Origin of the sequence: Curtobacterium sp. DN_7.5, from assembly GCF_022655355.1 — a bacterium.
GTDB lineage: Bacteria > Actinomycetota > Actinomycetes > Actinomycetales > Microbacteriaceae > Curtobacterium > Curtobacterium luteum.
Window position 1 is genome coordinate 2,480,183 of the sequence record NZ_CP093378.1, and the last position, 21,295, is coordinate 2,501,477.

General features: G+C 71.2%; 21 protein-coding genes and 4 tRNA genes. 7 read left to right on the forward strand and 18 right to left on the reverse strand.

The window, feature by feature from the left end; genetic code table 11:
* The first annotated feature begins 54 nt into the window (after positions 1–54).
* The gene (locus tag MON03_RS11325; protein WP_502798669.1) at positions 55–837 is read left to right on the forward strand and encodes a YqaJ viral recombinase family protein; all 783 of its coding nucleotides are present in this window, start codon (positions 55–57) and stop codon (positions 835–837) included.
* Here MON03_RS11325 and MON03_RS11330 read toward each other — a convergent pair.
* The 6 genes from MON03_RS11330 to MON03_RS11355 all read right to left on the reverse strand — a co-directional run bounded on the left by MON03_RS11330 (position 834) and on the right by MON03_RS11355 (position 4,336).
* Positions 834–1,442, reverse strand: a complete 609-nt coding sequence (locus MON03_RS11330) for a Pr6Pr family membrane protein (protein WP_022904427.1) — start codon at positions 1,440–1,442, stop codon at positions 834–836. The two genes, MON03_RS11325 and MON03_RS11330, sit on opposite strands and share 4 nt — an antisense overlap.
* Positions 1,443–1,533: 91 nt before the next feature.
* Positions 1,534–2,223, reverse strand: a complete 690-nt coding sequence (gene rplA, locus MON03_RS11335; RefSeq protein WP_242088454.1) for a 50S ribosomal protein L1 — start codon at positions 2,221–2,223, stop codon at positions 1,534–1,536.
* Between the two features lie 75 nt (positions 2,224–2,298).
* Entirely contained in the window at positions 2,299–2,730 is a 432-nt protein-coding gene (gene rplK / locus MON03_RS11340; RefSeq protein ID WP_022904426.1) for a 50S ribosomal protein L11, read from the reverse strand.
* A 121-nt stretch (positions 2,731–2,851) separates the two neighbouring features.
* The gene (gene nusG, locus MON03_RS11345; RefSeq protein WP_022904425.1) at positions 2,852–3,889 is read right to left on the reverse strand and encodes a transcription termination/antitermination protein NusG; all 1,038 of its coding nucleotides are present in this window, start codon (positions 3,887–3,889) and stop codon (positions 2,852–2,854) included.
* Positions 3,890–3,964: 75 nt separating this feature from the next.
* Positions 3,965–4,243, reverse strand: coding sequence for a preprotein translocase subunit SecE (gene secE / locus MON03_RS11350; protein ID WP_022904424.1), 279 nt, complete (start codon positions 4,241–4,243; stop codon positions 3,965–3,967).
* Positions 4,244–4,263: 20 nt separating this feature from the next.
* Positions 4,264–4,336: transfer RNA gene (locus MON03_RS11355), tRNA-Trp, on the reverse strand.
* A gap of 112 nt (positions 4,337–4,448) precedes the next feature.
* Between MON03_RS11355 and MON03_RS11360 the strand changes: the two genes are divergently transcribed.
* A complete protein-coding gene (locus MON03_RS11360) occupies positions 4,449–5,690 on the forward strand; it encodes a pyridoxal phosphate-dependent aminotransferase (protein ID WP_022904423.1) in 1,242 nt (413 codons plus the stop codon).
* Positions 5,691–5,834: 144 nt separating this feature from the next.
* Here the strand turns inward: MON03_RS11360 and MON03_RS11365 are convergent, their stop codons facing one another.
* From MON03_RS11365 to MON03_RS11375, 3 genes are read right to left on the reverse strand one after another with little or no spacing between them, the layout of a single operon-like run.
* Positions 5,835–6,887, reverse strand: coding sequence for a UDP-N-acetylmuramate dehydrogenase (locus tag MON03_RS11365; protein ID WP_242088455.1), 1,053 nt, complete (start codon positions 6,885–6,887; stop codon positions 5,835–5,837).
* Between the two features lie 2 nt (positions 6,888–6,889).
* Positions 6,890–7,330, reverse strand: coding sequence for a MaoC/PaaZ C-terminal domain-containing protein (locus tag MON03_RS11370; protein ID WP_022904421.1), 441 nt, complete (start codon positions 7,328–7,330; stop codon positions 6,890–6,892).
* Complete coding sequence (locus MON03_RS11375; RefSeq protein WP_083882150.1) at positions 7,327–7,776, reverse strand: MaoC family dehydratase N-terminal domain-containing protein; 450 nt, start codon at positions 7,774–7,776, stop codon at positions 7,327–7,329. The genes MON03_RS11370 and MON03_RS11375 overlap by 4 nt, the downstream gene beginning before the upstream one ends.
* A 112-nt stretch (positions 7,777–7,888) precedes the next feature.
* Here MON03_RS11375 and MON03_RS11380 point away from each other — a divergent pair, with 112 nt between their 5' ends.
* Positions 7,889–8,278, forward strand: a complete 390-nt coding sequence (locus MON03_RS11380) for a hypothetical protein (RefSeq protein ID WP_022904419.1) — start codon at positions 7,889–7,891, stop codon at positions 8,276–8,278.
* Positions 8,279–8,296: 18 nt separating this feature from the next.
* Here MON03_RS11380 and MON03_RS11385 read toward each other — a convergent pair whose 3' ends face one another.
* A complete protein-coding gene (locus tag MON03_RS11385) occupies positions 8,297–9,139 on the reverse strand; it encodes a helix-turn-helix domain-containing protein (protein WP_022904418.1) in 843 nt (280 codons plus the stop codon).
* A 123-nt stretch (positions 9,140–9,262) separates the two neighbouring features.
* Between MON03_RS11385 and MON03_RS11390 the strand changes: the two genes are divergently transcribed.
* Positions 9,263–10,255, forward strand: a complete 993-nt coding sequence (locus tag MON03_RS11390) for a phytanoyl-CoA dioxygenase family protein (RefSeq protein WP_242088457.1) — start codon at positions 9,263–9,265, stop codon at positions 10,253–10,255.
* A 13-nt stretch (positions 10,256–10,268) separates the two neighbouring features.
* Here the strand turns inward: MON03_RS11390 and MON03_RS11395 are convergent, their stop codons facing one another.
* Complete coding sequence (locus tag MON03_RS11395; protein WP_242088459.1) at positions 10,269–11,189, reverse strand: helix-turn-helix domain-containing protein; 921 nt, start codon at positions 11,187–11,189, stop codon at positions 10,269–10,271.
* A gap of 73 nt (positions 11,190–11,262) precedes the next feature.
* Between MON03_RS11395 and MON03_RS11400 the strand changes: the two genes are divergently transcribed.
* Positions 11,263–13,482 (forward strand): hypothetical protein, encoded by a 2,220-nt coding sequence (locus MON03_RS11400; protein WP_242088461.1) that lies wholly within the window; start codon positions 11,263–11,265, stop codon positions 13,480–13,482.
* A gap of 84 nt (positions 13,483–13,566) precedes the next feature.
* Here the strand turns inward: MON03_RS11400 and MON03_RS11405 are convergent.
* The 5 genes from MON03_RS11405 to MON03_RS11425 form a co-directional block, all read right to left on the reverse strand.
* A tRNA-Met gene (locus MON03_RS11405) sits at positions 13,567–13,640 on the reverse strand.
* A gap of 33 nt (positions 13,641–13,673) precedes the next feature.
* Positions 13,674–13,745, reverse strand: a tRNA-Thr gene (locus MON03_RS11410).
* Between the two features lie 93 nt (positions 13,746–13,838).
* Positions 13,839–15,059 carry a M23 family metallopeptidase gene (locus MON03_RS11415; protein WP_242088464.1) on the reverse strand — a complete coding sequence of 407 codons (1,221 nt, stop codon included), beginning with the start codon at positions 15,057–15,059 and terminating at the stop codon, positions 13,839–13,841.
* A 149-nt stretch (positions 15,060–15,208) separates the two neighbouring features.
* Positions 15,209–16,039 carry an inositol monophosphatase family protein gene (locus tag MON03_RS11420; protein WP_242088466.1) on the reverse strand — a complete coding sequence of 277 codons (831 nt, stop codon included), beginning with the start codon at positions 16,037–16,039 and terminating at the stop codon, positions 15,209–15,211.
* A gap of 57 nt (positions 16,040–16,096) precedes the next feature.
* Positions 16,097–16,178 (reverse strand) — tRNA-Tyr (locus MON03_RS11425).
* A 145-nt stretch (positions 16,179–16,323) separates the two neighbouring features.
* Between MON03_RS11425 and MON03_RS11430 the strand changes: the two genes are divergently transcribed.
* Together MON03_RS11430 and cls are read left to right on the forward strand one after the other, a co-directional pair.
* Positions 16,324–16,812 (forward strand): YajQ family cyclic di-GMP-binding protein, encoded by a 489-nt coding sequence (locus MON03_RS11430; protein WP_242088468.1) that lies wholly within the window; start codon positions 16,324–16,326, stop codon positions 16,810–16,812.
* Between the two features lie 32 nt (positions 16,813–16,844).
* Positions 16,845–18,305: a cardiolipin synthase gene (cls, locus tag MON03_RS11435; RefSeq protein ID WP_022904411.1), complete on the forward strand. Its 1,461-nt coding sequence runs from the start codon at positions 16,845–16,847 to the stop codon at positions 18,303–18,305.
* Between the two features lie 410 nt (positions 18,306–18,715).
* Here the strand turns inward: cls and MON03_RS11440 are convergent, their stop codons facing one another.
* Both MON03_RS11440 and MON03_RS11445 read right to left on the reverse strand, forming a co-directional pair.
* Positions 18,716–19,903: a heparan-alpha-glucosaminide N-acetyltransferase domain-containing protein gene (locus MON03_RS11440; RefSeq protein ID WP_242088470.1), complete on the reverse strand. Its 1,188-nt coding sequence runs from the start codon at positions 19,901–19,903 to the stop codon at positions 18,716–18,718.
* Positions 19,904–19,917: 14 nt separating this feature from the next.
* Positions 19,918–21,291: an FAD-dependent oxidoreductase gene (locus MON03_RS11445; protein WP_242088472.1), complete on the reverse strand. Its 1,374-nt coding sequence runs from the start codon at positions 21,289–21,291 to the stop codon at positions 19,918–19,920.
* Positions 21,292–21,295: the final 4 nt, after the last annotated feature.

The following is a 21,295-nucleotide window of genomic DNA, read 5'->3' on the forward strand; positions in this document are numbered from 1 at the left end:
TCCTGACCGCGCGTCGGTTTCCGCTCCGTCGGTACCGGGGGTGAGAATCGTCGGGTGACGATCGTGCAGCCCACCCTGTGGGGCGACCTGGACCCCGGCCTGGAGGAACGTCCCGCGCCCGGCGGGTCGGCTCCGGTCGCGCGCACGGTCGGCTCCGGCACCGCGTCGTCCTCCCGGACGGCGTCCGGTTCCGGCACCGCGTCCGGTTCCGGCCCGGTGTCCGGTCCGGGTACAGCCCGGCACGACACGTTCACGGTCCTGCGCGGACACACCGAGCGCATCGTCGCCCACTCCTCGGACCGTGTCGCGTGGCTCCGTGCCCGCGCGATGGGCATCACCGCCACCGACGTCGCACGGCTCGCCTCGCTGCGCGCCGTCCACGCGGTCGTCGCGGACAAGCGCTACGGCTCACGGTTCTCCGGCAACGTCTACACGGAGCACGGCAAGGAACGCGAGCCCGTCATCGCCGCCTGGGTCGCCGCCACCCACGGCATCGAGCCCTCCGCCCACCTCTTCCACGCCGCGGCGAACCGTGCCCACCTCGCCACCCCGGACGGCGTCGGCCACGACGGCGACGGCCGGCTCGTGCTCGCCGAGATCAAGACGACCGCGAAGGCGTGGCGGAGCATCCCGCGCCACTACCTGCGGCAGATCTGGTGGCAGCAGTACGTGCTCGGCGCCGACCGCACCCTGTTCGTGTGGGAGCGCCACGACGACTTCGTCCCCGCGCACGACGAGCCGGAGTGCCGGTGGGTGGACCGCGACGACGACCAGATCCGGGTGCTCATCGACCTCGCCGACCGGGTGCTCGACACCCTCCGCCGCGACCGGCTCTAGACCCGCACGATCCGGAGTCGGCTCATCCCGACGACGAGCACGCCCATGAGCGCGATGAAGACGGCGATCCCCAGGCAGTAGAGCGCCACGACGCCGTACCCGAGCGACGGGTCGAGGAACGGGTACGGCACCCACCCGTCGGTCGCGCCGCGGATCAGGATGACGACGAGCCAGACGGCCGGGTAGATCAGGAACAGCCACACGTGCCGGAGGAGCAGGCGCGACCGGTCGGAGAACAGCAGCCAGTCGAGCACCGCGTACACGGGCATGACCTTGTGCAGCACGTCGTTCGACCACGGCACCGACGACTGCACGTCGATGCTGACGAGCAGCGTGTTGTAGACGATCCCGGTCGTCGCGATGTAGACGGTCGACGCACCGCGGAAGATGCTCGTGCCGAGCGCTCCCTGCTTCCGCCGGGCGGCGGTCACCAGGGTGATCGCGAACGCCAGTGCGATGAAGATGTTCGACTGGTTCGTGAAGTAGCCGAAGTAGTTGAAGAAGTTGTAGCTCGGGAGCTTCGAGCTAACGAGCCACTGGGCCAGGATCGCGGCCGCGACGGCGATCACGGCGACGAGCCGCAGGGCGTTCACGAGGGTGCGCACGCGGCCACGCTATCGGGACAGGAGCCCGGACGACGAGGAGACCCGCACCGTTGCCGGTACGGGTCTCCTCGTTCGAGCCTGACGACTCGGATCAGATGCTGTTGACGTCCAGCGGGATGCCGGGGCCGAAGGTGGTCGCGACGGACCCCTTCGTGATGTAGCGGCCCTTCGACGAGTTCGGCTTGAGGCGGACGATCTCCTCGAGCGCGGCCGAGATGTTCTCGTCGAGCTGCTCCGGCGTGAACGAAGCCTTGCCCACGACGAAGTGCACGTTGGCGTGCTTGTCGACGCGGAACTCGATCTTGCCGCCCTTGATGTCGTTGACGGCCTGCGCCACGTTCGGGGTCACGGTGCCGGTCTTCGGGTTCGGCATGAGGCCACGCGGGCCGAGCACCTTGCCCAGACGACCGACCTTGCCCATGAGGTCCGGGGTCGCGACGGCCGAGTCGAAGGCGGTGTAGCCGTCGGCGACCTTCTGGATGAGCTCGTCGCCACCGACCTCGTCGGCGCCGGCGGCGATCGCGGCCTCGGCGGCAGCGCCCACCGCGAACACGATGACCCGGGCGGTCTTGCCCGTGCCGTGCGGCAGGATGACCGTGCCGCGGACCATCTGGTCCGCCTTGCGCGGGTCGACGCCGAGCTTCAGCGCGACCTCGACGGTGGAGTCGGTCTTCGCCGAGCCGGTCTCCTTCGCGAGGGCGACTGCCTCGGTCGGGGTGTAGAACTTGTCGGCCTCGATCTTCGCGGCCGCGGCCTGGTAGGCCTTGGACTTCTTCGCCATGGTGTTCTCCTCGCGGAAGCTACGTGGTTGACGAGCCGGCGAGGCTCTCCCACGGAAGGGTGTAGGGGGTGTGGATCAGGCTTCGACCGTGATGCCCATCGAGCGCGCGGTGCCGGCGATGATCTTCGCGGCCTGCTCGATGTCGTTGGCGTTCAGGTCGGCCTGCTTGGTCTCGGCGATCTGACGGACCTGGTCCATCGAGATCTTGGCGACCTTGACCGTGTGCGGGGTCGACGACCCCTTCTGCACACCCGCAGCCTTCTTGATGAGCTCGGCGGCCGGCGGGGTCTTGAGGATGAACGTGAACGAACGGTCCTCGTAGACGGTGATCTCGACCGGGACGACGTTGCCGCGCTGCGACTCGGTCGCGGCGTTGTACGCCTTGCAGAACTCCATGATGTTCACGCCGTGCTGACCGAGCGCAGGACCGATCGGCGGGGCCGGGTTGGCGGCGCCCGCGTTGATCTGCAGCTTGATCAGGCCCGTGACCTTCTTCTTCGGTGCCATGACTTGTTTCCTCCTGGAATCGAACGCACGGGGATCCGTGCACTCTCCCGCGGGCCCGGCCGTTCCGGACCGCGGTGAAGCCCCACACGCTCAGCGTGCGGGGCCAAACCTGGGTAGCTTACTACAGCTTGGTGACCTGGTCGAAGCTGAGCTCGACCGGGGTCTCGCGCTCGAACAGCGAGACGAGGACGGTGAGCTTGCCGCTCTCCGGCTTGATCTCGGAGATCGAACCGGGCAGGCCCGCGAACGAGCCTTCCTTGATGGTGATCGTCTCGCCGATCTCGAAGTCGACCTCGGCCTGCGGCTGCGCCTGTGCGGCACCGCCGGACTTCGCGCCGCCCTTGGCCGGAGCGGCCTCGGCGACCTGGACGAGCGACTTCAGCATGCCGAAGGCCTCGTCGAAGCGGAGCGGCGTCGGGTTGTGCGCGTTGCCCACGAAGCCGGTGACGCCCGGGGTGTGACGGACGACGGACCACGAGTCCTCGTTGAGGTCCATGCGGACGAGCACGTACGAGGGGATCCGGACGCGGGTGACCAGCTTGCGCTGCCCGTTCTTGATCTCGACGACGTCCTCCATCGGGACCTCGACCTGGTAGATGTAGTCCTCCATCGACATCGACACCATGCGGTTCTCGATGTTCGACTTCACGCGACGCTCGAAGCCCGCGTAGGAGTGGATGACGTACCACTTGCCCGGCTTCATCCGCAGCTCGGCCTTGAACGCCTCGTACGGGTCGACCTCGGCGGGCTCGTCGTCGAGGGCTTCGTCGGCGGCCAGCGTCTCGTTCGCCTGCTCGGCGGTCTCGGACTCCAGCTCGACTTCTTCCTCGTCCTCGACGGCCTCGACAGCGGCCTCCGCCTCGTCGGCGGAGTCGATCTCGAGGGCGTCGTCGACGACCGCGTCGGCCTCGGGGTCACGCGACTCCTGCAGGGCGGTGAGCGCCTCGTCGATGCCCGCGTCGACGGTGCCGTCGTCCGGCTCGTCGCTCAGGCCGAGGGACTCGTCGTCGGCGTCCTCCACGGAGATCGCACGCTCCTCGGAGGACTCGGCCGAGAGCAGTTCGCCGGTCTCGACGTCGCCTTCCTGGTTCTCCTCGACCTCGGAGGACTGCTCGGCAGCCGTCGCGAGGTCGATGTCGTCGCGGGAGTTGTCAGACAATGTCGGTTCTTTCCGTTCGGTGGTGCGGATCGGGTCGGCGAGCGATCAGCCCGGCCGGCGGTCGGACGGACCGGTTCAGGCGGTCGGCCCGTTGCCGAAGACGTAACCGACGCCGAGCCCGAACACGAAGTCGAGGACCGAGACCAGGATCATCATCACGATCACGAAGACGAGGACGACACCGGTGTAGCTGAAGAGCTCCTTGCGGGTCGGCGTGACCACCTTGCGGAGTTCGCCCATGACCTGCCGGATGAACAGCACGATGGCAGCGAACGGCCCGCGACGCGATGCGCGGTCCTGCTTCGCCTTGGCGACGACGTCGTCCGCCGTCGCTTCCACGTCTTTGCTCGCCAACTTCTACCCTTCCAGATGTGCAGGGCGGACAGGACTCGAACCTGCAACCTGCGGTTTTGGAGACCGCTGCTCTACCAATTGAGCCACCGCCCTTCGAACACGGTTCGTCACCGTTCCGCGTTCCGGTGGTCGAGTGTACGGGAGTCCGTCACACGGTGTCCACTTGACCGCCGCCCCCGGCGTGCCGCCCCGGTAGGCTCGGGGTGTGAGCACCGCAGCCGAAGGCCCCGAGTCCACCGCCAACCCCGCCGCCCCGCAGCAGCGCATCGCGTCCCGCATCGCGGCCATCGCCGAGTCGGCCACGCTCAAGGTCGACGCGAAGGCCAAGGCGCTCAAGGCCGCGGGTCGACCCGTCATCTCGTTCGCCGCGGGCGAGCCCGACTTCGCCACGCCGCAGCACGTCGTCGACGCCGCCGTCGCCGCCGCGCAGGACCCGAAGAACCACCGCTACACGCCCGCCACCGGGCTCCCCGAGCTGAAGCAGGCCGTCGCCGAGAAGACGGCGCGCGAGTCGGGCGTGTCGGTCGACCCGTCGCAGGTCATCATCACCAACGGCGGGAAGCAGGCGGTCTACCAGGCCTTCCAGACGATCGTCGACGACGGCGACGAGGTCCTGCTGCCCGCCCCGTACTGGACCACCTACCCCGAGGCCATCCGGCTCGCGGGCGGCGTCCCGGTCGAGGTCTTCGCCGGCAGCGACCAGGACTACCTCGTCACCGTCGAGCAGCTCGAGGCAGCGCGCACCCCGAAGACGAAGGCGCTGCTCTTCTGCTCGCCCTCGAACCCGACCGGGTCGGTGTACTCCGCCGAGCAGACGAAGGCCATCGGCGAGTGGGCGCTCGAGCACGGCATCTGGGTCATCAGCGACGAGATCTACCAGGACCTCGTCTACGACGGCGTCCGGTTCACCGGCGTCCTCGAGGCCGTCCCTGCCCTCGCGGACACGACGATCCTCGTCAACGGGGTCGCGAAGACCTACGCGATGACCGGCTGGCGCGTCGGCTGGTTCATCGGCCCGGCGGACGCGGTCAAGGCCGCGTCGAACCTGCAGTCCCACCTCTCGAGCAACGTCTCGAACGTCTCGCAGCGCGCCGCGATCGCCGCACTCGACGGCCCGCAGGAGCCCGTGACGGCCATGCGCGAGGCCTTCGATCGACGCCGCCGCGCGATCGTGGAGGGGCTCAACGCGATCCCGGGCTTCAACACGCCAACGCCGAAGGGTGCCTTCTACGTCTACCCCGACGTCACGGCGCTGCTCGGCCGCGAGTGGGCCGGTTCCACCCCGACGACGACCCTCGAGCTGGCGGACCTCATCCTCGAGCACGCCGAGGTCGCGGTCGTCCCCGGCGAGGCCTTCGGCCCCTCCGGCTACCTCCGCCTGTCCTACGCGCTCGGCGACGACGACATCGCCGAGGGCGTGTCGCGGCTGGCGAAGCTCTTCAGCTAGCGGATCGCACACCACGACGCAGATCGCGCCCCGTCACGACGGGGCGCGATCTGCGTCCAGCGGATGCCGCGCCGTCCGGCGCACCGCCCTGGAGGCACGGCTCGGCTCACGAGGTCGGCCAGCGACGAGGGTCAGCGCTGACGGTCAGCCCCCGGCGAGCAGGTCGCCCACCACGACCGGCTCCGGCACGAGCGTGACGCCGAAGCGGTTGAGCACGGTCACCTGCACGTACCGCGCCAGTTCGGCGACCTGCGCTGCCGTCGCGCCGCCGCGGTTCGTCAGCGCGAGGGTGTGCTTCGAGGAGATCGCGGCGCGCGACCCGGGGACCGCGTACCCGCGGTGGACGCCCGCGTGCTCGATGAGCCACGCGGCGCTGAGCTTCACGTCGTCGCCGGCGGGCCAGCGCGGCGCGTCGGCGGGCAGGGACTCGGCGAAGGCCGCGGACACGATCGGGTTCGTGAAGAACGACCCGGCGCTCCACGTGTCGTGGTCGTCACCGTCGAGCACCATGCCCTTCGACGCCCGGAGGCGGAGGACTTCGTCGCGCACCGTCGCCGGCGCCACCCGCGTGCCGAGCTCGACGCCGAGCGAGCCGGCGAGCTGCGCGTACCGGACGGGCACGCCGTCGTCGCTCGCGGTGCCGAGCCGGAACTCGACGGTGAGGACCACGCCCCGTCGCCCGTGCTTCAGCGTGGACGAGCGGTAGCCGAGCGCCAGCTCGGCCGCGGGCACCCACGCGCGCTCCCCCGTCGACGCGTCGAGGAACTCGATCCGGGTGAGCACGTCGGACAGCTCGACCCCGTAGGCGCCGATGTTCTGCACGGGGGCGGCACCGACGGTGCCCGGGATGCCGCTGAGGGCCTCCAGGCCGGTCCAACCGTTCGCCACGGTCTGCGCGACGAACGCGTCCCACGGTTCCCCGGCCGCCACGTGGACGGTGACGCCGTCGGCGTGCTCGCCGGGGTAGTCCGACCGCACCACCTCGACGCCCCGCGTCCTGACGAGCACGACCGTTCCGTCGAACCCGGTGTCGGCGACGAGGAGGTTGCTCCCGCCACCGACCACCAGCCAGTCCTCGTCCTGCCAGGCGGTGTGCGCGTGCGCGACGAGCTCGTCGGTGGTCACAGCGGTGAGCAGCGTGCTCGCGGGACCGCCGACGCGGAGCGTCGTGAGGTCGGCGAGGACGGCGTCCGTCACGGTCAGCGGAACGCCACCGTGACCTGCGCCTTGCCGAGCACGGTCTGCCCGGCGGCGGTCACGGTGAGGTCGATGCGCTGCGGACGGCCCGCGTCGTCCACGGTGCCGACCTTGGCCACCACGCCGACGGTCGCGCCGTCCTGCGGGTCGACGACGACGGGACGGGTGAACCGGACACCGTAGCGTGCGACCCAGCCGCGGTCGCCGAGCCACTCGGCGACCGGCTGGACGGCGAGGCCCATGGTCAGCATGCCGTGCGCGAGCACACCGGGCAGCCCCACCGAAGCGGCGACGTCGTCGCGGTAGTGGATCGGGTTGAAGTCACCCGAGGCGCCGGCGTACCGGACGAGCGAGTCGCGGGTCACGTGCACCTCGCGCTCGGCGACGACCGTGCCGACCGCGACGGCGGTGTCGGCCTCTCCGTGCTGGACGTGGGTGCTCATGCGTCATCTCCCCGGACGACGAGGGTGGACGTGGCGGTGACGACGTGCTCGCCGGACGCGTCGACCACGGTGGACTCGGCGGTGACCATGGCGTTGCCGCCGAGGGTCTTCACGCTCGTCACGGTCAGCGTCGCGGTGAGCTCGTCGCCGGCGACGATCGGACGGTCGTACGTGAACGCCTGCTCCCCGTGCACGACGCGCGAGAAGTCGATGCCGGCGTCGGGCTCGGCCAGGAGCTGCGCGAGCGTCGCTTCCTGCACGACGACCGCGAAGGTCGGCGGGGCCACGACGTCGTCGTAGCCGGCGGCGCGGGCGGCCTCGGGCTCGTGGTGGATCGGGTTGGTCGCGAACACGGCACGGGAGAACTCACGCACCTTCTCGCGACCGACCAGGTACGGCTGGGCCGGCGGGAACGTCCTGCCGACGAGCTCGGGGTTCACAGACACGTCCGGCAGTCTACCGAGCGCCGTCCGACATCCCTGTTTCCATGAGTACGCATCGGCTATGCTGCTGCAGCGGCGTCGGGGGGTGCCGCTCGCGCTCGGGGAGGGAGCAGCCATGGAGGCACGGACGGAGTACGCGGTCCACACCGGGGACCGACGCACGGCGATGGAGGTGGCCGGGGCCGCACTGCGACGGAGCGGCCACGAGGTCACCTCCACCGGCGGGACCATCACCGCGACGAGCGGGAACCGGTTCCTCACGATCCTCCTCGGCGCGCTCGTCCACCCGTCCCGGGAGTTCCGCCGCTACGAGGTCTCGACGACCGTCACCGGCACGTCCACCACGATCACGGTCCGTCCCGCGGGGCACGGCACCGCGGTCGCCGGGGGGACGATCGGTACCGAGCGTCGGCGGGCCGCGTGGCGTCAGGTCACCGGGAGCGTCGAGACGGCGCTGCGGGCGGCCGGGGTGCTCGTCGGGCGGACGGACCACGGGTACCACTGAGCGCACGGGCCGGCCCGTTCACCCGTCGCCGAGGTGGTCTCGCTGCCACCGGAGGGGCGGCGACCCCACGATCGCCCGGAACACCTGGTGGTACGCGCTCGACGAGCCGAAGCCGGCACGGGTGGCGATCTCCCCGGAGCCGAGGTCGGTCGTCAGCAGGAGCCGCTGCGCCTCGGCGACGCGGTGCTGGGCGAGGAACGCCGTCACGGTCGTGCCGAACACCGACCGGAAGACCGCCGCGGCGCGGTTGGGGTGCAGGTGGACCGCCGCAGCCACGTCGGCGACCCGGACGTCCGCGCCGGCGTGGTCGGCGATGTAGGCGGCCATCGTGGCCGCACGTCGGAGCGCGATCGAGCTGTTCGGCTCGGCGGCGCGGCGGGGAGCCCAGTCACCGCGCGACATCCTGACCAGGAGCGCCTGCACCTCGAGCTCTGCTGCCCGACGACGCGCGGCGTCCCCGGAGTGGAGGTCGGACGCCCAGCGGTCGAACGCCGCTCCGAGGTCCGGAGCGTCCTCGGGCACGCCCCCGATGAGCACCCCGCCGTCGAGCAGGCGGCCACGGACGTCCGCGGGCAGACCCCACGAGGCGAACTGCGCGAACGGGATCGTGACGAACGCCAGCGGGTGCCGATCGTCCAGGTCGACCAGCTGGTGGGGCTTCGCACCCCAGAAGGCGAACGGCGTCCCAGGCGGCAGCGTCGACACCCGACCGCCGGAGTCGTAGGTCAACGGCGACCGGCAGTAGTTGACCTCGACGTCGTTGTGCGCATGCGGAACGGCCATCGTCGTCGACCTTCCGCGCCACGCCGAGAAGCCGAAGGTGTTGCCGTGCAGGCGAGGTTCGGGCGGTGACGCGGACACGGGTGGATTCCTGGATTCCTCGGCGTGGATCGCGGAAGACTTCCGCGATCCACCACCTTAGCGTCGCACCTGACCACTCCCGCCGATGACCAGGGCGGGACCACCCTCTCGAGGAGGTACCCGATGACCATCACGAACGCCCCGGCGTCCGACCGGAACCCGACCGCGCCACTGCCCGACCGGAACCGACCGCTCCGGCACGAGGCCCACCACCTCACCCCGGAGGAGGTGGCGCACTTCGACGAACACGGGTACGTGATCCTGCGGGGCCGGATCCGCGGGCCGCTCCTCGAGAAGCTGCAGGCGGCGAGCACCCGGTGGATCGCCGACGGCCACGCGCTCGATGACGAGCAGGCCGGGAACGGCGACTACGACTTCGCCACCCGCCCCTCCGGTCGGGTGCTCTTCCGCATCAACTACCTGCACGACAAGCACGAGCCCGCGTCGCTCGAGCTGCTGGGCAGCCCGGAGGTGCTCGGGATCGCCGAGAGCCTCGCCGGACCCGACTTCGTCCCGACCTACGAGTCACGCGTCTTCAAGAACACCGGTGACGGCGCCCCGATCGACTGGCACCAGGATGCCGTGCACCCGAGGACCGACCGCATCTTCAACGTGGACGTCTACCTCGACGCGAGCCGCAAGGGCGCCGGGTCGCTCCGCGTCGCCCCGGGCTCGCAGAAACAGGTGGTGGACGTGTGCGCACTGCAGGACGAGTACGGCTGGGACGCCCCGGGCGTGGTGCAGACGGAGCTCGAGCCGGGCGACGTCCTCGTCCACGACGTCATGCTGGTGCACGGTTCCGAAGCGACCCTCGCGAACGCCCTCCGCCGGACGGTGTACTACGAGTTCCGCTCCGCCCAGCAGATCCTGGCCGAAGGGCCCTGGGACGCAGCCTTCGTCGACCAGCGACTCCGGTTGGTGGCACTCGGACTCGACGAGTGGCGGCGGCAGCACCCCGGGAGCGACGGGTTCGCCTGGAACGTCAGCAGCGAGTTCGCCCCACGGATGAGCGACGACCGGGACGCGGAACTGCGAGTCGCCCACGGCGTGCACTCGCCCGGTTCGTACTGCAGCGCCGGCAGCGTCGCGACCAAGCCGACCGGGCGTCCCGTCTGACGGGCCGAGCGGTTCAGTGACGCGCTCCGGTCCGGATCCGACGCGACCCGGACCGGAGCGCCGGCGCGTCCGGCCCGACCGGCCCTTCCCTCCCCGGGCCCTCCTCGTCCTCGACGGCGGACGTCCGGCGGCGGTAGGCCGACGGGGTCGTCCCGACGGCCGTCCGGAAGCGCTCGTGGAACTGGCTGGTCGAGCCGAACCCCGCGGCGAGCGCAACGTCCGCGACCGGGAGTCGGGTCGACACCAACAGCCGCTGCGCCTCGGCCACCCGGCACCGCGCGAGGTAGCCACCGATGCTCGTGCCCGTCACCCGCTTGAACAGGGCCATCGCGTGGCCCGGGTGCAGGTGCACGCTCGCGGCGACGTCCGCGACCCCCACCGGCTCGGCGAAGTGCGCGGCGACGAACGCGGCCATGGCCGCGACGTGCTCGGTCGTGCCCGGGCTCGCCGGCGCCGTCCCCCGGCCGAGGTCGTCGGCCAGGGACACCCGCCGGACGAGCGCCTCCACCTCCGTGCGGGCGGTGTGGTCGACGAACGCGGGAGGACGCCCCAGCTCGCGTGACCACCGAGCGAACCGGTCGGCAGCGGCCCCCGGCGCCTCGAGACCGACCACCGTCTCCGGGATCACGACGTGGCCGCCGAGGAGCGCCGAGACGAACGCGTCGGGCAGCCCCCACGCCAGGAACACCGGCAGCGGCACCGTCAACCAGGAGACCCGCGTCCCGGGCTCGACGTCGATGAGCTGGTGGGGGCGCGCCGCCCAGAAGAGCGCGATCCGGTCGGCGGGGATCCGGGTCCGGACGCCGTTGAGCAGGTAGGTGACGTCGGCGGCACCGAGGTGCAGTTCGACGTCGTCGTGCCGGTGCGCCGCGGTCATCGGCCCGGGCTCGTCGACCGCGGCTGCGAAGCCGAAGGAGTGCTCCGTGGTGGTCACCACACGAGTATCCCGGAGTTTCCGCCGACGGAGTGGGACGACATCCGGCGGGATCGTTCCTAGCGTGGAGGTCATGCCCATCGCACAGCCCTGCTCCGTCTCCCGCCGCGACTACCGCTGGCACTGGAGTCCGGACACCGACCACTTCACGCTCCACGACCGCCGCGGGCTGCTCGTCCTCGAGGCCCCGCTGCAGCCCGCCGTCCTCCTCGACCGGGGACCGACGACTCCCGGGTCGGTCCGCCGCACCGACCTCACGACGATCGGCGACGGCGACGACGGGCAGGCCGAGCTCCTCACCGTGGAGTACGAGGGCGTCAACGGCGCCGACCGGCTGACGGTCCGGGTCCGGCTCGCGGACGACGGGATCTGGTTCGACGCACCGGGGTACGGGTCCGACCGGGAGGCCGAGGTCGTGTCGGTGCTGGCGTTCGCCGAGTGGTCCGAGGAGGGTCCGCTGCCCGGCGTGCAGAGCGACTCGATCGTGCACCCGGGGGCGAGCGAGTCGTCCGCCCTCGGTCCGGTCATCCCGGCGCAGCTCCGCCTCGACCTCACCACGTGGCTCGGGCGGGGGTCGAACGACTGCGACGACATCGTGGCCGCGCAGTGGGGGCTCCCGGTGCACTACGTCGCGGGGTTCAGCATCGAGGGGTCGATGTGTGAGCGGGGCGCGCTGACCCGCGGGTTGTCGGCGTCGTGGTGCCTCGGGCTCACCGCCGTGCCCGCGGGTGACCTCCTGCTCCGGCACCGGCGTGGCCGCACGAGCCCGTGGCTGCGGACCCACTCGGACCTGTGGCACCAGTGCACGACCGGCGGCGAGTCGCTCGAGGTCGGGGCGTCCTGGGTGCTGACGGTGGCCGACACCTACGACGACGCCGTCCGCGCGTACTACCGCGCGCTCCGCGATCGCGGGACGGTCCGGCCCCGGGAGCGGTCCGCCCGCCAGCTGGAGACGCTCGGCAAGGCCCAGTTCAACACGTGGGGTGCCCAGTGCGCCGCAGGGACCGCCCTCGACCGGTTCGACCAGGGCGCCCTCGAGTCGATCTACGACGACGTGCGTGCGAGCGGCATGCGTCCGGGGGTCTTCGTGATCGACGACAAGTGGGAGGGCGAGTACGGGCTGCTCGAGCACGACGAGGAGCGGTTCCCGCACTTCGAGCGGTTCCTCGACCGTGTGCGGGCCGACGGGGTCGAGGTGGGGCTGTGGGCGGCGTTCCTCCGGTGCGACGACCCGGCCTCGCACGGGCTGTCGCCGGAGCACATGCTCTGCGACGCCGACGGCGTGCCGGTGCGGCGGGGCAACCACGACCACTCGTACTTCCTGTTCGACGTGTCCCGGGAACCGGTTCGTGCACGACTGGCGGCACGGGCCCGGGCGTTCGTGGAGCGGTACCGGCCGAGCGTCGTGAAGTTCGACTTCGGCTACGAGCTCCCGGCGCTCGTCAACGCGGCACCCGCGAACCGTGCCTGGGGCGGCGAGCTCCTGCTCGTCCGTGCCCTCGAGCTCGTCATCGGCGCCATGCGCGAGGTCGACCCCGACATCGTGGTCATGTACTACAACCTGTCGCCGCTCCTGACCGACCACGTCGACCTGCACTCGACCGACGACATGTACCTCAACGCGGACGAGTACCACGCCGAGGCGAACCGGCGACTGTTCTTCAGCTCGATCCTCGGCGAACTCGGCGTGCCGAGCTACGGCAGCGGTGGCTACGACTGGCTCGAGATGGGCGACATCTGGCTCGACACGGCCGTGTTCGGCCCCATCGGCTCCCTGGGCGCCTTCCACGGCGACCCCCGGGACTCCGCACCCTCCAGCCTCGACATCGCCCGCTACAACGGACTCGCGACCCTCACCCGCCCGACGACGACCTTCACCGTGCGCCCGCTGACGCCGGCGTACCTCGGCGGCTCGACCGGCGCCCGCTCGGCCTCGTGGGCACGGTATGAGGGTGACGCGATGACCGGGCTCGTCGCACGACCGGGCCGCCTCGACGGCAGCGGCGTCTCTCGCCACCAGGACGTCCTCCGCACGGCCGCACGGGTCGCCGTCCTCAGCCGGACGGACGACCCGCTCGGGACCACCGCGGCGCTCGGCCTCGTGACGCTCGACCCGGACCCGGTGGAGATCCTGCGCCCGGACGCCCGTCGGCTCGTCGCCGTCGCGCACGCCGCCGACGGCAGCTGCGCCAGCCTCCCCGTCGAGCGGACCTCGGAGGGCTTCCGGTTCACCCCGGTCGCGATCAACGACGGCGGATCACCGATCGAGTGGACCGAGGTGCTCGTCGACTGACGGAGGCGGGGCGGGACGCGAGAACGGCGGCTGGGATCCAGCCGCCGTTCTTCGGTGTTCGGTTCGTTCGGTGTTCGATTCGTGTAGCGAGGGCGGGACTTGAACCCGCGACACCACGATTATGAGCCGTGTGCTCTAACCAACTGAGCTACCCCGCCAGAGATCCGGAGCCGAAACGTGCTCCGGGTCGGAGCCCCGAGTCAGGATTGAACTGACGACCCCTTCCTTACCATGGAAGTGCTCTACCACTGAGCTATCGGGGCGATGTGCCGCGAACGGCACCACACGAGAGTAGCAGACTCACGACGGTCATCCGGAACCGGGTCGGACGCCCGGGCGTGCCGTCGCGGGGCCCGCTAGTTCGCGTTCTGCTCGAGCCACGCGAGCGGGTCCACGGGGACCCCGCCGACGTGGATCTCGAGGTGCAGGTGCGGCCCGGTCGAGTTGCCGGTGCTGCCGACCTCGCCGAGTTCGTCGCCGACGTGCACCTGCTGGCCGGTGACGACCTTGAAGGTGCCGTCCTTCATGTGGCCGTAGACGCTGACGAACTGCTTGCCGTCGACGTCGTGCGTCACCCAGACGTCGTTGCCGAAGCCGCCGTCGTTCGCCTGGACCTTCGTCACGACGCCGTCCGCGACGACCCGGATCGGTGTGCCCTCGCCCGGGGCGAAGTCGACACCCATGTGGTTCGTCGAGCAGAACGAGCAGCCGGCGACCTGGCGACCGCCGAACCCGGAGGTGATCGGCACGCCGGTCAGGAACGGCCACTGGATGGTGCCCGCTGCGTCGTTCGTGAACGCCGACGAGTCGGTGTTGGCGTACTGCGTGGCGTCGGAGACCGTGTACTGGTCGCGCGAGGTCGAACCGTCCGCGGCTTCACCGACGCTGAGCGACTGGGCGCTGCCGGACGCCGCCGCGCGGGCCGCGGTGGAGCCGGCCTCGGGCGTGTAGAGCGCCTGTGCGGGCAGCGACGTGGAGACGACCAGGCCGGCGACGAACAGGAGAGCGCCGACCGCGGTGACGCGGGACGCGGTCCGACGGAACGCGGTCCCCGTGGGCGCCGGTGTCGTCCGCACCGGTGTGGCGGGTGCGCTCGCGGTGCGCTGCACGCGGGTCACCGGGCGTGCGGGCGCGGTGACCGGCCGACGACCGTGCACCGGCGTGGGCCGGCGGGCGGCACGAACCCGGCCCTCGGGCCGGTCGGCGTGCGGGCGTCGGGCTGCGCTCGACCCGGCGGCCGAGGGGCGCGTCGCGGGTGCCGCAGCAGCGGACGGACCGACGACCGGGGACGACGGTGCGGGCGGCGTGATCGGCCCGGCCTCGGACGCAGGCATCCCGGCCCCCGCCGCCGGCATCGCGGGCGAGGCGGGCGCCAGGTCGAGCGGCGACGCGGGAGCGGTGGCCGTCACCGGGGCGCCGACGATCGCGGCGAACTCGTCGGTCGTCCCGACGGGCGCCTGGGTGCGTGCAGCGGCTCGCTCGGCCTCGATGCGCGCTCGTCGGGTCAGGTGGACGACCGGGGTCGGTGCGTCGACGGTGACGTCGGTCGGTGCGGGCGGCGTGGAGGCGTGGGGCATGCGTTCGGTGCGGGTCCTGATCGGGGTGCGTGCGGCGCCCGTTGGTAACGAGCGGGTAACGGAACTCCTGAACGGTAGCAAAGGACACCTCCGCCCGCCAGTCGCGGGCCCGCTTCGGAGGTGCCCCCGGTCCGGGGGTGTCGACGTCGTCAGGACGCTCCCACCCCGAGCCCGGCGGCCTCCGCCCGGTGCAGGAGGGCCTCCAACTCGTCTGCGATGCCGGGGCTGGCGAACAGGAACGACCGCGTGTCGCCGGCCTGCCAGGACCGCACCTCGGCACCGGCCGCAGCGGCGACGATCGAGCCGGCCGCCATGTCCCACGGGTTGATCCCCCGCTCGTAGTAGGCGTCGACCGTGCCGTCGCCGACCGCACAGCAGTCGAGTGCCGCCGATCCCCCGCGCCGGACGTCACGGACGCTCCCGATGAGCTCCGCCAGCACGGCGACCTGCCCGCGGCGACGCTCCGCGGTGTACGCGAACCCCGTGGCGAGCAGCGTCTCGGCGAGGGACGCCGGTGCGCTGGCCGAGATCGGTGTGCCGTCACGGAGCGCGGTCCCGCCGGCGACCGCCCGGAACACCGTCCCCGTGGCCGGCGCGATCACGACCCCGGCGACCGGCTCCCACGTCGCGGGATCAGGGGCGCCGCGGACCACGCCGATGCTCACCGCGTAGTCCGGACGGCCGTAGAGGTAGTTAACCGTGCCGTCGATCGGGTCGACCACCCACGTGAAGCCGCTCGTCCCGTCCGTGACACCGGCTTCCTCGCCGAGCACCGCGTCCTCGGGTCGCGCCTCGGCGATCCGGCGCCGGACGAGGTCCTCGACCTCGCGGTCCGCTGCGGTCACGACGTCGACGATGCTCGACTTCCGGTCGGCGACCTCGACGCCCTCGGCACGACGGCGGGCTGCCAGGGCGGCGGCCTCACGGGCGATGGACTCGGCGAGGTCGGCGAACGCGGACGGTGTGGGATCGGAGGTCATGCCCCCATCCTGCCCGCGAACGACGAAGCCCCCTCCGAGGAGGGGGCGTTCATCGTGTGGCAAGTGAGGGATTCGAACCCCCGAAGGCTACGCCGGCTGATTTACAGTCAGATCCCTTTGGCCGCTTGGGTAACTTGCCATCGCGCACCCGACCCGTGTGATCACCAACCGGAGGCGCGCAGAACAGCATAGCCGATGCGCGGGGGTGGTCTCGACCACCCCGTCGACGTCGGCCGTCCTGCGGTCCTGAACCGTGCCTCCAGGCCGCCGATAGGCTGTCCCGCATGGCAGACAGTTCCTTCGACGTGGTGAGCAAGGTCGACAAGATGGAGGCGGAGAACGCCGTCAACCAGGCGGCCAAGGAGATCGAGCAGCGCTACGACTTCAAGGGCGCCGGCGCGTCGATCGCGTTCAGCGGTGAGGACGTCCTCATCAAGGCGAACTCCGAGGAGCGTGCGCGTGCCGTGCTCGACGTCCTCCAGTCGAAGGCGATCAAGCGCAGCATCAGCCTCAAGAGCCTCGACGCCGGCGACCCGTTCCCCTCGGGCAAGGAGTTCCGCATCGAGGTGAAGTTCAAGAACGGCATCGAGCAGGACGTCGCGAAGAAGATCGGCGCGTTCCTCCGTGCCCAGGCCCCGAAGAGCGTGAAGAGCCAGATCCAGGGCGACGAGCTCCGGGTGTCCTCGAAGAGCCGCGACGACCTCCAGAACACGATCCAGCTGCTGAAGGGCGAAGAGTTCGATGTGCCGCTGCAGTTCGTGAACTTCCGCTGACGCCCGCGTCCGACTGAGCCGACGACGACACCGTGGAGCACTGGCTCTCCGTCACGATCACGGTCCTGCTGGTCCTCCTGGACCTCGCGATCCGTGTCTTCTCGATCATCTACGTCCCGATCGACCGCAAACCGCAGACCGCGACGGCCTGGCTGCTCGCGATCTTCCTGATCCCGTACATCGGGTTCATCGTCTTCCTCGTCATCGGCTCGACGAAGCTCCCCCGGGACCGCCGGGAGAAGCAGGCGGAGATCAACCAGTACATCCTCGACCAGACCGAGGGCATGGACCGCGTCCGCAAGGACCACCCGTGGCCGCCGTGGCTCGAGAGCATCGTCGCGCTGAACCGCGGGCTCGGGTCGATGCCGCTCGTCGGGGGCAACTCCGCCGAGCTCTACCCCGACTACGACGAGTCGTACGCCGAGATGACGCGCGCGATCGACCAGGCACGGCGCTTCATCCACGTCGAGTTCTACATCGCGACCCTCGACGACACGACCCGGCCGTTCTTCGAGGCGCTGGCGCGTGCGCAGTCCCGCGGCGTGACCGTGCGGTTCCTGCTCGACCACTGGGCGAGCCGCGGGTACCCGGACTACAAGGACACCCTCGCGTTCCTCGACCGCGCCGGGATCGAGTGGCACCTCATGCTGCCGCTCAAGCCGCTGCAGGGGAAGTTCCAGCGGCCGGACCTCCGGAACCACCGCAAGATCATGGTCATCGACGGGTCGGTGGCGTTCACCGGGTCGCAGAACCTCATCGACAAGTCCTACGACCTCGAGTCGCACAAGAAGCGACACATGGCGTACAAGGACCTGTTCGCGCGGTTCGAGGGGCCGGTCGTCGCCGGCCTCAACGCGCTGTTCGTGACCGACTGGTACAGCGAGACCGACGAGCTGCTCCTCCGCGAGAGCGATCCCGTCCAGCGGGCCGACCGTGGCGACGCGCTCGACTGCCAGGTGGTGCCGTCCGGACCGGGCTTCGACGGCGAGAACAACCTGCGACTCTTCAACGCGCTCCTCTACTCGGCGCAGCAGAAGGTGTCGATCACCTCGCCGTACTTCGTCCCCGACGACTCGATGCTCTACGCCATCACGACGACGGCGCAGCGCGGGGTGGAGGTCGAGCTCTTCGTCGGCGAGATGGGCGACCACGCGATGACGTGGCACGCCCAGCGCTCCTACTACGAGGGGCTGCTCCGCGCCGGGGTCAGGATCTGGCTCTACCGTGCCCCCACGATCCTCCACGCGAAGCACTTCACGATCGACGACGAGGTGGCGGTGATCGGGTCGAGCAACATGGACATGCGCTCGTTCAGCCTCAACCTCGAGGTGTCGGTCATGGTGCGGGGCAGTCGCTTCGTCGACGCCCTCCGCGAGGTCCAGGACGCCTACAAGGAGCACAGCTTCGAGCTGACGCTCGAGTCGTGGGTGGACCGACCGCGGCGGTCCAAGGTGCTCGACAACGTCGCGCGGCTCACGGCAGCGCTGCAGTAGCGGTCGGCCGGGAGGCGCGGGCCGCGTCCGACGCGTCGGCCTGCGCCCGCGCGCGGTCGCGCCGCCCGGGTCCCTCGCACGGTGCGAGGCGCCGGGCGCAGCGTGCGAGGTTTCGCGCACGGTGCGAGGGCGCGAGCCCCGCACGATGTGGGAAACCTCGCACCGTGCGTACGGGCGGCGCCGCCCTCGCACGGTGCGAGGGGCGAGGCGCCGCGTGCGAGGTTTCGCGCACGGTGCGAGGGCGCGAGCCCCGCACGATGTGGGAAACCTCGCACCGTGCGTACGGGCGGCGCCGCCCTCGCACGGTGCGAGGGGCCGGCCGCAGCGTGCGAGGTTTCGCGCACGGTGCGAGGGCGCGAGCCCCGCACCGTGTGGGAAACCTCGCACGGTCCGTACGGGCGGCGCTCGCCTCAGCGGGTGAGCGGGACGAGGTCGGTCAGGCGGGCGAGCAGCCGCTCGAGCGGCCCTCGTCCGAAGAACGTCCGCCAGGTCATCGCGAAGAGCACCGAGCCGATCGCGAACCACCACCAGGCAGCCGCGCTCTGCGGGTACTCCGGCAGCAGCGCGATCACGACCAGGTGGAACGCGTACACCGACAGCGGCATCGCTCCGACGGCCACGAGCGGGAACGCCACCCGCCGCACCGTCCGGCCGCGACCGTCGACGAGCAGGCAGCAGAGCGCCGTCACCGCGACCGCGACCCCGGCCGTCCCCACGACGTCGACCACGGACGACGAGTGGTCGCGCGGCGAGAGGAACTCCTGCGCGAGGGCCTGTGCGGGCGTGCTGCCGTCGGGCGAGTAGGGCACTCCCGGGAAGGACAGCCACGCGGCGTCGGCGGGCACCGGCGCGAGGGCGTTCCCGACGACGTACGCGGCGACGGCGACCAGAGCGCCGGACGCGAGCAGCGCTGCCTGGGTGATCCGCGCCTCTCCCCACGGGCTCGGCCTGGACGCCGCTGGCGCGTCACCCGGGAACCGGCAGCGGGGACCCAGGCCGCCCGCCCGCGCGACCGCGAGCCCGACCAGCACGTACGCCAGGAAGGTGACCACGGGGTACACCAGGCCGAGCTGCACCTCCCACATGCCCGCGTCCGCGTACAGGGGCACGACCGCGAGCGCGACGACGGGTGACGCCACGGCGCACGCTCCTGCGAGGACGAGCAGCCAGCGGACGCGGACGCGGAGCACCGGGACGGCGAGGAGGAACAGCGCGCCGTAGGTCGGCAGGATCACGTACACGGGCGTGTCGAGAGCCATCAGCAGGAGTCCGACGCCGACGACGGCGAGCGCACGGATCGCCAGTCGGGCGCGGACGCGGCCGATCAGGGGCGGCCCGGGCGGCCGCGTCCGTCCGCTCGTGAGCCCGATCGACACCCCGGCGAGGACCGCGAAGAGCGAGGACGACCGTCCGTGTGCCACGGCGGCCCAGGTCGACGGGTCCGACCAGTCCACGGCCTCCGGGACGTCCGCGACGTGGGTCGCGATCATGCCGAGCAGCGCGAGGGCACGGGCGACGTCGACGCCCTGGAGTCGGGGACCGGACGCGGGCACGCCCCGCACCGGGTCGGGCGGTACGGGGCGTGCTGCGGTGGTCACGGCGGGGGCTGCCCTCAGCTCGTCGACGCCGTCGTCCGACCGAGCGACACGTCGATCATCTCGTCGCGCGGGACGACCTTGATCCGCTCACGCCCGGCGGCCTCGCCGAGGGCGAGTTCGTGTGCGTCGAGGTTGTGCCAGCCGTCGAGGTCCGTGAACGCGACGCCACGCTCGCGGAGCAGGTTGGGCACGGCCTCCTCCGACGGGTCCTCCGGCGTCCACCACGAGGCCTGGTCGTTGACGATGTGCTGGACGGTCTCCATCGCGTCGGACTTGGTGTGTCCGATGAGGCCGACGGGGCCACGCTTGATCCACCCCGTCGCGTACACGCCGGGGAGCCGGTGACCGTCCTCGCTGAGGACCTGCCCCTCGCGGTTCGGGATGACGCCCTGCCGCTCGTCGAACGGCACACCCGGCAGGGGTGACCCGAAGTAGCCGACGGCGCGGTACGCGGCCTGGATGGCGACCTCGCGGACCTCGCCGGTGCCCTCGACACCACCCTGTCCGTCCGGCCGTGTGCGCTCGTACCGGATCGCCGCGACGTGCCCGCGCTCGTCGGCGACGAGCTCGAGGGGCCTCGCGTAGAAGTGCAGGTGCAGGCGTCGGCTCGCCTGCCCGACCTCACGCTCGCGCCACTGGTTCAGGACACGGTTCATGACCATGACCTGCTTGTTGGTCTGGATGGCGGTGAGCGACGCCTCGTCGTGGTCGAAGTCCTCGTCGTACACGATCATGTCGACGTCGCGGAGCTCCCCCAGCTCGCGGAGCTCGAGCGGCGTGAACTTCACCTGTGCGGGTCCGCGGCGACCGAACACGTGGACGTCGGTCACCGGGCTCGTCTTGAGGCCCTGGTACACGTTGTCCGGGATCTCGGTCGGCAGGAGGTCGTCGGCGTGCTTCGCGAGGATGCGCGACACGTCGAGGGCGACGTTCCCGTTGCCGATGACCGCGACGCTCTCGGCGTCGAGCGGCCAGGTGCGCGGCACGTCCGGGTGCCCGTCGAACCAGCTCACGAAGTCGGCGGCGCCGAACGAGCCCTCGAGGTCGACCCCGGGGATGTCGAGGTCGGCGTCCTTGATCGCACCGGTCGAGAAGACCACCGCGTTGTAGTGCTGCTTGAGGTCGTCGAGCGTGATGTCCTCGCCGAAGCGGACGTTGCCGAACAACCGGACGACCCCGCGGTCGAGCACGTCACGCAGCGCGTTGATGATGCCCTTGATGCGGGGGTGGTCGGGGGCGACGCCGTACCGGACCAGGCCGTACGGGGCGGGGAGCTGTTCGAACAGGTCGATCGACACGTCGTAGCCGTGCGCCTCGCGCAGGAGGATGTCCGCGGCGTAGATGCCGGCGGGGCCGGCGCCGACGATGGCGAGTCGGAGGGTGGGCACTGAT